This is a genomic window from Halobacillus sp. H74, assembly GCF_052246715.1.
GTDB classification, from domain to species: Bacteria; Bacillota; Bacilli; order Bacillales; family Halobacillaceae; genus Halobacillus; species Halobacillus litoralis_A.
Window position 1 is genome coordinate 366,273 of record NZ_JBQQCI010000004.1, and the last position, 12,667, is coordinate 378,939.

General features: G+C 43.1%; 10 protein-coding genes. 5 read left to right on the plus strand and 5 right to left on the minus strand.

Features of this window, described 5'->3' with window-relative positions:
- Nucleotides 1–56: 56 nt before the first annotated feature.
- Nucleotides 57–1,550: an NADP-dependent glyceraldehyde-3-phosphate dehydrogenase gene (locus ACTWPX_RS11060; RefSeq protein ID WP_443119817.1), complete on the minus strand. Its 1,494-nt coding sequence runs from the start codon at nt 1,548–1,550 to the stop codon at nt 57–59.
- Between the two features lie 569 nt (nt 1,551–2,119).
- The gene (locus ACTWPX_RS11065) at nt 2,120–2,713 is read right to left on the minus strand and encodes a YdcF family protein (RefSeq protein WP_443119818.1); all 594 of its coding nucleotides are present in this window, start codon (nt 2,711–2,713) and stop codon (nt 2,120–2,122) included.
- A 209-nt stretch (nt 2,714–2,922) separates the two neighbouring features.
- Here ACTWPX_RS11065 and ACTWPX_RS11070 point away from each other — a divergent pair, with 209 nt between their 5' ends.
- From ACTWPX_RS11070 to ACTWPX_RS11085, 4 genes are all read left to right on the plus strand, one after another.
- Entirely contained in the window at nt 2,923–3,132 is a 210-nt protein-coding gene (locus ACTWPX_RS11070; RefSeq protein ID WP_128525953.1) for a YkvS family protein, read from the plus strand.
- Nucleotides 3,133–3,360: 228 nt separating this feature from the next.
- Nucleotides 3,361–3,615, plus strand: coding sequence for a hypothetical protein (locus ACTWPX_RS11075; protein ID WP_443119819.1), 255 nt, complete (start codon nt 3,361–3,363; stop codon nt 3,613–3,615).
- Nucleotides 3,616–3,848: 233 nt separating this feature from the next.
- Nucleotides 3,849–4,952, plus strand: a complete 1,104-nt coding sequence (locus tag ACTWPX_RS11080) for a molybdopterin-dependent oxidoreductase (protein WP_443119820.1) — start codon at nt 3,849–3,851, stop codon at nt 4,950–4,952.
- On the plus strand, nt 4,939–5,658 hold the full coding sequence (locus ACTWPX_RS11085) for a hypothetical protein (RefSeq protein WP_443119821.1): 720 nt from the start codon (nt 4,939–4,941) through the stop codon (nt 5,656–5,658). The genes ACTWPX_RS11080 and ACTWPX_RS11085 overlap by 14 nt, the downstream gene beginning before the upstream one ends.
- A 41-nt stretch (nt 5,659–5,699) precedes the next feature.
- Here ACTWPX_RS11085 and ACTWPX_RS11090 read toward each other — a convergent pair whose 3' ends face one another.
- Nucleotides 5,700–6,758 carry an LCP family protein gene (locus ACTWPX_RS11090; RefSeq protein ID WP_443119822.1) on the minus strand — a complete coding sequence of 353 codons (1,059 nt, stop codon included), beginning with the start codon at nt 6,756–6,758 and terminating at the stop codon, nt 5,700–5,702.
- Between the two features lie 229 nt (nt 6,759–6,987).
- Between ACTWPX_RS11090 and ACTWPX_RS11095 the strand changes: the two genes are divergently transcribed.
- Entirely contained in the window at nt 6,988–10,128 is a 3,141-nt protein-coding gene (locus tag ACTWPX_RS11095; protein ID WP_443119823.1) for an FN3 associated domain-containing protein, read from the plus strand.
- Nucleotides 10,129–10,169: 41 nt separating this feature from the next.
- Here the strand turns inward: ACTWPX_RS11095 and ACTWPX_RS11100 are convergent, their stop codons facing one another.
- Both ACTWPX_RS11100 and ACTWPX_RS11105 read right to left on the minus strand, forming a co-directional pair.
- Nucleotides 10,170–10,322: a hypothetical protein gene (locus tag ACTWPX_RS11100; RefSeq protein WP_443119824.1), complete on the minus strand. Its 153-nt coding sequence runs from the start codon at nt 10,320–10,322 to the stop codon at nt 10,170–10,172.
- A 435-nt stretch (nt 10,323–10,757) separates the two neighbouring features.
- The gene (locus ACTWPX_RS11105; RefSeq protein WP_443119825.1) at nt 10,758–12,218 is read right to left on the minus strand and encodes an APC family permease; all 1,461 of its coding nucleotides are present in this window, start codon (nt 12,216–12,218) and stop codon (nt 10,758–10,760) included.
- Between the last annotated feature and the right edge of the window lie 449 nt (nt 12,219–12,667).

Below are 12,667 nucleotides of genomic sequence, written 5' to 3' on the forward strand. Positions count from 1 at the left end.
ATAACGTAAAAAGCACTTCCTCCTCGGGAAGTGCTTTTTACTTGTGAGTGAAATTTTTACATATTCAAAATGAATACTTTATCACGTGTCATAGACTCAATGCTGCGGCGAATGCCCTGGGAGCCAAGACCAGAGTTTTTTGCACCGATGAAGGGGAAGTGGTCTGGTCCGCGCTCTGTTTTTGCATTGTACTGGACAGAGCCGACTTCCAGTTTGGAGCCGATATGCATCGCTTTTTTCACATCTTCTGTAAAAATACTCGCTTGAAGGCCGTACTGTGACTCGTTTGAAATAGACACATAATCATCCTCATTTTGTATACGGATGATCGGCAGCACAGGTCCGAATGGTTCTGTCCAGGCAATTTCCATCTCTGACGTTACGTTATCCAACAGTGTCGGATAGATCAAGTTGTCTTCACGTTTGTTTCCGACAACCAGCTCTGCTCCTTTTTCGATGGCATCTATAATCAGGTTTTCGACTTTATCAGCTGCACCATCGTTAATCAATGGAGTGATTGTTGCATTATCAGCAGGCGAACCAACAGAAAGCTGGTCCATCTCTTTTTTGATTTTCTCTGCCAATTCATCTGCTGCTGAGTCAGCGACCAGCACTCGCTTGATGGCTGTACAACGCTGGCCGGAGTAAGAGAAGGCACCGCCGACAATATTTTTCGCTGCCAGTTCAAGGTCCGCGTCTTCAAGCACGATAGCAGGGTCTTTTCCGCCCAATTCAAGAACGACAGGAATCATTTTCGCCTGCTGAGAAATGGATTGGCCGACTTCTGTGCTTCCTGTGAACGTTACCATATCGATTTTAGGATGAGTCACAATGAAATCACCGATTTCTGACCCCTTACCGGTGACAAATTGTATGACTCCTTCGGGGAGGTCTGTTTCCAATAATGCTTTAATCATCAATTGCCCGCTAAGAGCACCTTGAGTCGCTGGTTTGAAAACGACAGAGTTCCCTGTAATCAATGCAGGAGCAATTTTGGAAGCAGCTAAATTTACGGGATAGTTGAATGGGGAAATCGCCAGGACGACACCCAGTGGCTTCTGTTCAACCATGGCGATTTTGTCTTTGGACCCGCCTTTGAATGAGTCCCCTTTCATCATGTCTCCGTGGTAACGGACGCCTTCTTCAGCTGTATAGCGGATCAAATCAGCAGTACGTACAACTTCTTTCTGCGCAGAAGCTAGTCCTTTTCCTACTTCTTCTGAAACCATTTGAGCGATTTCCTGCTGGTTTTCAACCAATTTATCAGCCCAAGTGTGAAGGATCTCGGCACGTTTATATAATTCAGTTTCAGCCCATAGTGATTGGGCGTCACTTGCGTTATGGATAGCTTCACTTACCTGTTTCTGTGACATGAGGTCCAAGCTGCCAAGCAGTTGGTCACCTGTTACGGAATAAATTTCTTTTGTATCTGTGTTTTTTACGTTTGCTATTGAAACGCTAATGTCAATCACTCCTTTTTTGAATGTTCTTACAATTATAATAGGAGATAGGGTTGCATCATCAAGTGTGATGACAGCGGTAACATTCATTGTTTAAGCGTTATCATTAGGCTTTTACGAAGAATAACTCCCTCATTCTCAAATTTGCTTGGTGATGGGAATATTTACATAAAAAAACTCTCCACCTAAAAGGGAGGCCAGTGAAAAACCTTTTCAATACAGAGGAGCTGTTAACGTTGGTTGTTGCTTCTCACGAATCGCTTGTCGGTGATGCTTGCCGCGTGCATGGCCTAAGCTAACTTGGTCATGAGGATCATTTGACCAAGTGGATCTTCGGCTCGTGCTGTTTCCGCAGGCGTCACCACCGAACGCTCATCGTGGAAGCAAGGAGTCCCTTCTAAAAAGAGTGATTGGCCCGTTGGCGTTATTCACTCTCACTATAAACGAATATTACAGCTCTTGGAGGAGTACGAACCCGAATATTTCATCGCAATAAAGAAGCCGAGTTGAACGATAAAATCGTCCTTCTCGGCTTTTTCTTTGCTGGATAATTCTGAGTGTTGCAGTTCTGCAGTAGACCCCCAAAAGGAGAGAGCTTTTTTAACGAATATATAGGATGATGTAGGAGTGAAAACGACCACCCTCGTGATAATACTAGGTCAATGGAAGAGAAGCCGGATTGAATAAGTGATAAGTTTGACGTATTCAGCGAAGGTCATCTTTTCTTCTCGTTCAGAAAGACCATCTTCTGGGTTGAAAAAGGAAGAAGCAAAAGAATAGGAAAGTTCGATCTCATCATTATAGATGTTTTCGAACGTCATTTTCGTCCGCCTTGAATGGTAATCGTTCGTTACTACTATCGCCGACTTCCACTCGTTTTGATCCATGATTTCTTCTGAAAAAACTGCGTTCTCATATGTACTTTCCGCCTTATTCTCTTCGACAACCGCCCTCTCAGGTACACCTTGGGCAACGGCATCTTCTGATTGCGTGCCTGGTTCCGTGGCGTTTGTAAGGATCATATTGTCCGCAAGCCCCTCCTCATATAACTGAACTGCATGATCCAATCTACTCGCATTTCCACTTAATACAATTATGGCATCCGCTTCTCCGGTTTCTTTTGGTGAATCCTCGACCACTAAGAATTCAGGACCTAGCATAAAAAGAGTGATTACGCCGATAATGAACAGGGTGAGGAGGATGGATGAGGTCAAAAGTATGCTTTTTTTTACTTTATTTATCGGTGTTTTCAAGAAATGGTTCCCCTTCTCTATATAATATTTGGTAAGTATGTATATATCTCCTCAGAAAAAAGTTAAACATCGAAGCTTTTTACTTGTATAATTTTGTCGAATCGAGTAGCATATATTGTAAAAGTTTTATTTGAATTGTTTGTCAATTCAAGCTAAGATAAATTCAACACAGTTGAAAATAATACGAGGAAGAGAAAGGGTAGAGAGATATGGTACAACCTGACGATCGCATTGCCACACCTGGTCAAATCGTAACCTTTGAGCGTAATGATATCACATTTACAGGGAAAGTCATCCCTAGTCAATGCCAACAGTCTGTCATCGTCGATTTGACGATTATGGATAACTTAGATGAAATCGATTTCGAATACGATAGGACGGTTGTCGCTCATACAAACTATCGTATTATAGAAGAATAATTTTCCGGTGCCCTCTCTTAACACTTAAGAGAGGTTTTTCTTTTTATATAATCCACTATTACCTTCATAATACATCTGAGGAAAAACCTACCTATGTTTTCTTATATAGTAAATTTTGCTGTTTTCAATAGGTTGATTTTCTATTATATTATAGGGTATAGGGATTTGGGACTGTGCTGTGCGCTTCTAATTAAATCAGTCATGAGAGGGTGAAGTGGATTGGCACACATGGAAAAATTAGTATTAGATGATGAAGAATTATCCATTCTCGCGAGATATAGTGTGCGAGTGGATCAAACGATTGTAGTGGAACCACTTAAAAGATTGACGGAAGATACGGTGAACCGTATTCTGGAAAATAATTCCACGGTGAAGAAGGTTGGCATCCAGGCATCTGATCTTTCATCACCATTGACATTTGAAGGTCCTTATATGTTCAAAAGGGTAAATGGTATTTTAATATTCAATCGTACAGCATCTTAGAGTTACATACTTCAATTTCGAGAACTTCCGAGCTATGCGGGAAGTTCTTTTTAGTTAGGTTATATGGAGGGGACACTTTAAGCAAGGATATGTGTCGCTTTTCCGGAAAGATTCTCTTCCGAACATCGGTGTGTTGATTTTTGCCGCTGTTTCTCTCATAATCAAGCTAACGTTAAACAGAACAACCACGGAACTGGGATTTTATCGTGACGATTCAAGGGAAGAAGGATACTATGAGGAAGAAACTCGTAAGACTTCATCATTTGCATGCTCTTATGGTCATCATTCTATTACTATCAGGTGCGATGCTCTATGTGACGCCGACAAGAACCTGGTTTAACCAAATCAGTTTTCCTCTTGTTACGTTCCATATTGTAATCGCTATCATTTATGTTGTTATTGTGATTTTCAGTCTACGTCCGCTCCTTCGATACATATCAAAAGCACCCCGACTCAAAAAATTCAATGGTCGCCTTATGATCACAGCTGCGCTTTTATGGAGCGGGTCAGGAGTTATTATGTATTTTCAAGCATCTTTCCCAGTCAATGTCCGTAACCAAGCTGTTTTGATTCACGATTTAAGCACCTTATTAATGACGCCGTGGATATTCACACATACGATTGGTCATTTTTTTCATTTGAGAGTCGGTTGGCCGAAATGGTGGCGCACAAAATCTCCTTTACCCCCGGTGATTCAGGAAAATGTGTGGACACGCCGTGATTTTCTCAAATTTTCTGGGATCGGTCTTGTGTTCTTAGCCATCGGGTCTTCTATCAAATGGATGCTGCCTACGTTTTCCATTGCTACAGAAGAAAATAAAAGAAGGGGATATTTCAGGATTTATAATGTAACGAATGATTATCCTCGTTATGAAGAATCGCCCTGGAATTTGAGAATCGAAGGATTGGTCGATCGCTCAGCCGATTTGACGATGGAAGACCTTCGCCGTTTACCTGCAACGACTTTTGTCGATGATTTTCACTGTGTCACAGGATGGAGTGTACACGGCGTTGAAATGAAGGGTGTAAAAGTGAAAGATTTGCTGGACGATTATGAGATTAAGCCTGGAGGAGAGTTTGTCACAGCTTATTCGGGAGACGGAGAATATTATGATTCTTTCAGAACGAGTCAACTGGTCGATGAAGGGGCTTTGCTTATTTACGAATTCGACGGCCGGCCATTGAAAAAAGCTCAAGGGTATCCTTGTCGTTTGTATCATCCATCGATGTATGGGTATAAGTCAGTGAAATGGGTGAATCGCTTGGAGTTCACGAAAGAAAGGGAGCTCGGTTACTGGCAGAAGAGTGGGGGTTATGATGTAGATGGGTATCTTTAAGCCGGCAAAAAAGTGGATTGTTCCGTCGCTGGCTGCTTTGATTGGAATAGGGGCAGGATTGATTTTTTTCCCTAGCGAGCAAGAGCATCATTACCATAAATGGCAGTCTTTGTTAGACGGACCACAAGGGCATGCTTATGAAATATCCACCTTTTATTCACGTGACGAAGAGACAGCTTCAAAAAGTCGTGGCTACTGGTCAGACGCGCGGTCCAGCTACAATGTGCGAACACCTGTGTCTGATGAGAGCTCTTTTGAATTTGAAGTTTTTATAGAAGAAGAGGGCTTTTATGTGAATAGCGGGGGAGAATGGAGTAAAGGAAAGCGCCCCCACCGGGTTATTGATGAACTTCGGCCGTTGGATGACCCATTTTCCTGGGTCAGTTCATTAATAGAAGAGGCGGACAGTGTCGAGTATGCAAAAAAGGGTGGGACGGTCAGTTATAAGGCCCATTTCCAATCTATGAATGAAATCGACTTCCGGGGCATTATGCTGAAAAAGCAAATCGGCACGACCTTAACGATGTCATTGGTGGATGGAAATTGGGAGTCGCTCTCATTAAAAGCACAGCCAGAAAGGCCTGAGGAAATCGGCCTCTTGCAATCCTATCCTGAGACTATTACATATGAAATGGAATTTTCGGTATTTGACGGAGAGGTACCGGCCAAGCCTGAAGAAGCAATCGAAGCTGAACCACTTGATTGAACAAAAAAACCGCCCGCCGTATTTGGCGGACGGAAGATTGATTATTGATTTTGATAGGCATCGTTTTGATCATCTGTACTCTCATAATCACTCGGAAGTTTAAACCCTAACTCCTGCTTCAGATTCCTTTTTACATTTTGTAAACTCTCTTCATCCGGAACGAAGTAATAGAGGCCATTCTCAAGGCGAGTGTTCTCCCCCTCAATCTCAAAGGTCTCTGTATTGGATTCCCCTGTGGAGAACGCACGCTGGATGGCATAAAGCTCTCTAGGACTAAGGTTTGTGGAGACGTTTTTGCCCAGAACATCGGCAATTTCTCCCGCTTTGAAAATAGTCCCTGCAGAAATGGCTTCATCAATACTCGCTTTAATGAACTGACGCTGCCTTTCATCTCTTGGATAAGTCAATGCGGCGTCTCGTTTTCTCATACGGACGAAAGCTAATGCTTCCTCCCCGTCCATTTGCATCGGTCCTTCTTCAAATTCTATCTTCTCGTAGTAATCGACACTGCTCCGTTCCCAGAACCCTTCTTTGACGTCAACGGTGACCCCGCCTAACAAATCAACGACTTCAATGAATCCTTCAAAGTTTACAGTAGCATATTTATCTATCGGAATTTCCAAGTAGTCTTCAACCGTTTCAACAGCAAGCTTTTCTGCTCCATAACCGGAAAGTTCTCCGAGTGTGTAGGAAGCATTAAGTTTATGCTTGCCTGCATATTCTTCTCCCACTTTATAGGATGGAAGCTCTACCATCGTGTCTCGTGGAATGCTGGTCATCGTGATCTTATTTGTTTCAGGATCAAGTGTCATCACGATTTGAGTATCTGCCCGTCCTGCTTTTCCATCTGTCGAATAGTCTTCAACCCCCATCAACAGGATGGATATCGGATCGTCACCGATATCTACCGCTTCTTCACGAAGGTCGGATTTATCACCACGGCCCAATTCTTCATATGAGGCTGTATAGACTTGAGAGACGTAATAAAAGCCGCCTCCCATCATTAATGCGATTAAAAAGAGTAGAGCAGCAATTCTTCTTATTTTCTTCTTTTTTTTGCGTCTGCGCACGCGCACGATTCGTTTAGTCAAAAGTAACACCTCGATTTTCTAACCTCTCAATTTTCTATTGTACCACATATGAAAACACCCGAATGACTCACTCCATATGTCGGAAGATTCGTAAAATGTTTGTCATAATTAGTCATATTTGCGTATGATATTGGAACGATTTATCATTTTTTACAAAAAACAAATATAAACTCTATTCTGAATTTTGTACACTTAAAAAGAGATACCATTTATACCACAATTTGAAGGAGGTAAAAAGATGCAGAAATTGTTTCATTCATTATTAATAATGGCCCTTGTACTGGGCTATGTATTCGTCCCTTTTACCCCGGTAAAGGCAGAGAGTCCTGAAGACTTGTTCATATCTGAATATGTCGAAGGATCAAGTTATAACAAAGCCGTAGAAATCTATAACGGCACCGGGGAGGAAGTAGATTTATCAAGCTACTCGCTTGAGCTATATTCGAATGGCAGCGAAACCGTTTCAAGGGAATTGGATTTATCTGGTTCTTTGGCTGATGGTGAAGTGCTGGTCATTGCTCATAGCAGTTCCGGAGAAAGCGTCTTGAATGTGGCTGACGTCTTAGATAGTATTGCCAATTTCAATGGTGATGATGTGCTTGTCCTTACTAATGAAGATAGTGCCATCGATTCAATCGGGCAAATCGGAAGCACTGACGAATTCGGTAAGGATGTCACTCTGGTAAGACAAGCAGATATGATCTCTGGTGATACAGATCCGTCCGATTCTTTTGCCACTTCTAATGAGTGGGATACTTACGGCAAAGATACTTTCGAATATCTTGGCAGCTATGCCATGCCTGAGGAAGAAGAAGTGGAAGTCCAGACAATCGCTGATGCAAGACAGGCTGAAAAAGAGACAACGGTTGCTGTCGAGGGTATAGCGACTGCCTCTTTTGAAAGTGGTGGACAAACGAACCTTTACATACAAGATGAAACAGCAGGAATCATTGTCCGCGCACCTGGTCTTTCTGCAAGTGTTGGAGATCAAGTAAAGGCCCAAGGTGAATTTAGTGATTACTACGGAATGGAACAAATCATCACTTCTTCAGCTAGTGTAGAGGTAACAGGAGCAGGTGTAGGTGTTCCGGCAGCACAATCTGTGCATTCAGGGGAATTTTCTACAAGTCAAGGGGAGCAGATTGAAGGAGAGTTCGTGCAAGCCAGTCAAGTGGAGATTACAGGTGTGAACGAGCACGGCGATTTCACCGCAGAAGATGAGCAAGGATCGTTCACAATTACACCAGGAGATGAAAGTCTGCTGGAAGTCGGCAAAACTTATGAGCAAATACAGGGAGTCGTGAACTATAGCTTTGAAGAGTATAAGCTGGTTCCGCGTTCTGAATCCGATATTATTGAAAAAGTATTTGCTGTGACGGCGAGTCCTGGAAGTGGTTCCGTCGTTCAGGGATCTGAAGTGACATTGCAGACCGCTGAACCTGAAGGAACGATTCATTATACTGTAGACGGATCAGAACCGACAGTGGAAAGTACGAAATACACAGAACCGATCACCATTACAGAAGATACGACTGTTAAAGCTCTAGTAGCTCGTGATAATGGGGAGACGAGTGATGTAGCCACTTTTGAATATTCGGCCCTTAAGGCTTTGGATGATTTAGAAATCCATGACATTCAAGGAGCAGGCCACAGCTCTCCATATGAAGGAGAAACAGTGGAGAATGTGGAAGGTGTCGTTACTAAGCTTGATGGCTCGAATGGATTTTACATGCAATCCTTGAGCGCAGACGATGACCTTGCTACATCCGAAGGTATTTATGTTTACAAAACTTCAGCAGGTGTTGAAGTCGGTGACATCGTTAACGTTAATGGTGAAGTGACGGAATATCGTGAGGATGGTTATTACGATGCGGAAGATCTTCTGACGACACAAATCAGCGCCTCAGCGATTACTGTCGTTTCACAGGGAGAGGCGCTACCGGACCCTATCGTCATCGGTGCCGATCGTGAACAACCGACAGAAACCATCGAAAATGATGAAATGCAGTCCTTCGATCCGACAGAAGACGGTCTGGACTTTTATGAAAGTTTAGAAGGAATGCTGATTGAACTCCCAGAGCCGAAAGTGAGCGGACCTGTGAAATATGACGAGCTTCCTGTCTATGTAGAAACAAGTGAAGATCAGGATTTCACGAGAGCTGGTGGACTGCTGATTTCTCCAGATGACTACAACCCAGAACGTGTGCTCATTGATGTAGCGGGGATGGGGTTGAACGCCAAAACAGGTGACTACTTCAATGATTCCATCACAGGAGTTGTCAGTTACGATTATAGTAACTATAAAATCCGTGCAGCAGGGGACTTACCTGAATTGCAAGATGGAGGAACAGAAAGACAGTCAGCGAAATTGAAAGGCCTTAAGAAGAAAATGACGGTCGCTTCTTATAATGTGGAGAACTTCCACGCAGGTACAGACCCTGAAAAAGTAAACAAGATCGCCGAATCAATCGTAGAAAATTTAAACACCCCTGATGTCGTAGGTTTGGTCGAAGTCCAGGATAACAATGGACCGACTGATGACGGTACAGTGGAAGCGAATGAAAGTTATCAAACACTGATCGATGCCATTGCTGAAGCAGGTGGTCCTGAATATGCTTTCACAGATATTGCCCCTCAAGACAAAGTGGATGGCGGACAGCCAGGCGGGAACATCCGTGTCGGTTTCATTTATAACCCGGAACGTGTTTCTCTTGTAGATAAGCCTGATGGAGATGCCAGTACAGCGGTAGATGTCGATGAAAATGGATTGACTTTGAACCCAGGACGCGTCGACCCGGCCAATGAAGCATTCGAAGACTCCAGAAAAGCGTTAGCAGCCGAGTTCGAATTCAATGGAGAGAAAGTGGTCGTAGTCGCTAATCACTTCAATTCAAAAGGCGGAGATGGGGCATTATTCGGCGCAGAACATCCTGTCGTACTTGGTAGTGAAGTTCAAAGACTCAAGCAGGCAGAAGTCCTTAACAACTTCGTGCAAAAAGTGGAAGATGAGATGGACGATGCGAATGTCGTCGTTTTAGGAGACTTGAATGATTTCGAGTTCTCTGCACCTATAGAAACACTGGAAGGCGATGTCCTCACGAATATGATGGAGGTATTGCCGGAAGAAGAACGTTACACTTATATTTATCAAGGTAATTCCCAAGTGCTTGATCACATTCTGGTAAGCAATAACTTAGCTAAACAGACGAAGATCGAGTCTGTCAACATTAATGCAGACTTCTCTGAAGCGGATGGACGTGCAAGTGACCATGATCCGGTACTTGCCCAAATCCATATTAAAGAAGATAAAAAAGGATGGCTCCATTCGTTCCTTTATAGCATCTGGAACAAATATTTTGCTGGCTATTTCGGTTTTTAAACAAGAAAATCCCGTTTTGCGAGGCCTCTGAAACACCCTCTTCAATCTAGAGGAGCTGTTAAAGTTTGTTGTTGCTTCTCACTACTCGCTTGTCGGTGAATGCTTGCCGCGGGCATGGCCTCAGCTAACTTGGCCAAGAAGATCACTTGACCAAGTGGATCTTCGGCTCGCGCTGTTCCCGCAGGCGTCACCACCGAACGCTCACTGGAAGCAACGAGCTTTATCTAAAAAGATTGATCTTGTTTGATTTATAAAAGAAAACCAATGTGTGGGTACAAGGGCCGGTGGCGATATAAATCATCAATATCCAACGAATAGTAAAGCTTATGGAGTAAGTGCCCGAATTTATCATAGAAATAAAGAAGCCGAGTTGAACGATAAAATCGTCCTACTCGGCTTTTTTCTTTGATGCCTAACTCAGAGAGTTGCAGTTCTTCAGTAGTTTCGTTTATGCGAAGGTTTTACTTGTCTCTTAATGGACATTAGCTCGAGGAGGCTTGCCGTTTTCCCCGAGGAAAGCGAGCCATTTCCAAGACCTCATTGCTCCCAGCATAAGCAACGAAACCCATCTTACAGATAAGGGAGCGATTATAGGAAAAACAACGCTAAGGTTTAACGAAGCGTTGTAATTATATTTCTTCTTTTTCTAAGATGAGATAGTTCATTTCTTTGCGGTCAATGCTGTTGTAGCGCTTTGAATTGAACAAGTAGAAAATAACCCCGATGAGAATCCAAATTCCTAGAGCGATATAAGATTCCCTGCCGAGTGATGCCGGGGACCAGGGGAGCAGCAGTAAAACCAGAAAACCGAGTGCACTGATCATCCCGATGAGTGACAACAACTTTTTGCCAGGAGAGACCGTTGTCGTATGCTCGGCTGTACTTTCTCCATTTGACCACCGGAAGAATTTGTAGGCTGTGGCTGTACAGAAAAAGTAAGCGATGGCCACGCCTGTTGAAGACATATCAACGACCCACAGTAGTGCTTGACGGCCGAACCACGGGGCAATCAGGCATATAGTCATCGTAAACAAAATGCCGACATAAGGTGTGCCATATTTCGGATGAAGTCTGCGGAACATATTCGGCAGGATACGTGCCCGTCCCATTGCAAACGTAAGGCGACTTGCTGAAATGAAGAATCCGTTCAATCCAGTGAAAATCCCCATACATACGGCAAGAGCGATGATGAACACGCCAGCACGACCTAAGTAACTTTCAATCGCATCACCTGTACCCCAGACTGATTGGGACTGGTTGATTTGTGTGAGCAACTGTTGCCAGGGCATCGTACTTGCGGTAATCAAGATCATTGCACTATAGGCAAGGCCAGCTGCAAGAAGGGACCAAATGATCAGTCCGAAAGCTTTTTTCGGTTCAAACTTGAACTCTTCTGCTGCCTGCGGAATGTTATCGAAACCGACGTATGCGAATGGAGCGATCGCTAAAATCGTCAGAATTGAAGCGAATGCCGTTTGATCAGGTGTAAAAGCAGGGGAGATATTCGAAAAACTTGGACCATCCGTGAAGATAGCTCCCACCGCTAATAAAGTGATTCCCAGTATTAAGATCATGCTGAAAATGAATTGCGTCTGCCCGGAAAAACTGGCACCGCGGATATTCAATAATGCAAACAAAACAAGGGCGAGACTGGCAATGGCAATTTGAATGATTGATACCTCATATCCTGCCACTGTGTACATATTTCCGGTGCGGACTAAATCAGGAAATAGAAATTTCGCCAATAAAGCTAGTGCAGAGGCGTTTAAAGCGACAATGCATATATAGCCAAGGGTCAAAAACCATCCGGCAATAAAAGCGAATTTCCGTCCGAATCCGATATAAGCATAAGCGAACTCTCCACCGGTTACCGGAAATTTTTCAATTAAATACCCATAACTGACCCCGATGATCATCATGAGAGCAGCGCCAAGCAAAAGGCCGATGACTACGCCTATCGGTCCTGCTTGGCCAATCCAGTCTGTCGGAAGGACGAAAGCGCCCCAACCGATCGCAGAACCGAAAGCGATCGCCCAAACCCAATGAGGCTTTAGGGATTTTTCTAATTTTTTTCTTTCTCTATTCACCATTAAGTAATGGATCCTCCTATCTGTTTAAAACATAGGTTCCCTATTTTAAAGAGGGTTCTTGTGTAAATGCAATTGAAAAGGTATACAGGAAAAATAAAACAAAATATTTTCAAAAAACTATGAAAAAATTAACAATTAAATGTTATTCTGTAACAAGAGACTCAACCTTTTGACGAAAATTGGATAAACGGGTTACAAATTGATGAGTTATAGCGTGGAAGTACATAAAACAAGAGGCACCGCCTAATTTTATATTAGCTCGGAGTAGAGTTGGTGGTGAATGTCATCAGGGGCAGTAATATATTTCAAAAAAGCTAACAAAAACGTAATGAAATCGTTATGTCAGGATTCGAGTTCTTATGATATAATTTTTCACGTTTAATATGCATAACAAACAGAGAAATTATGCAGTTGAATATGGAAAAAATATATGAGCTTACATCCATTAG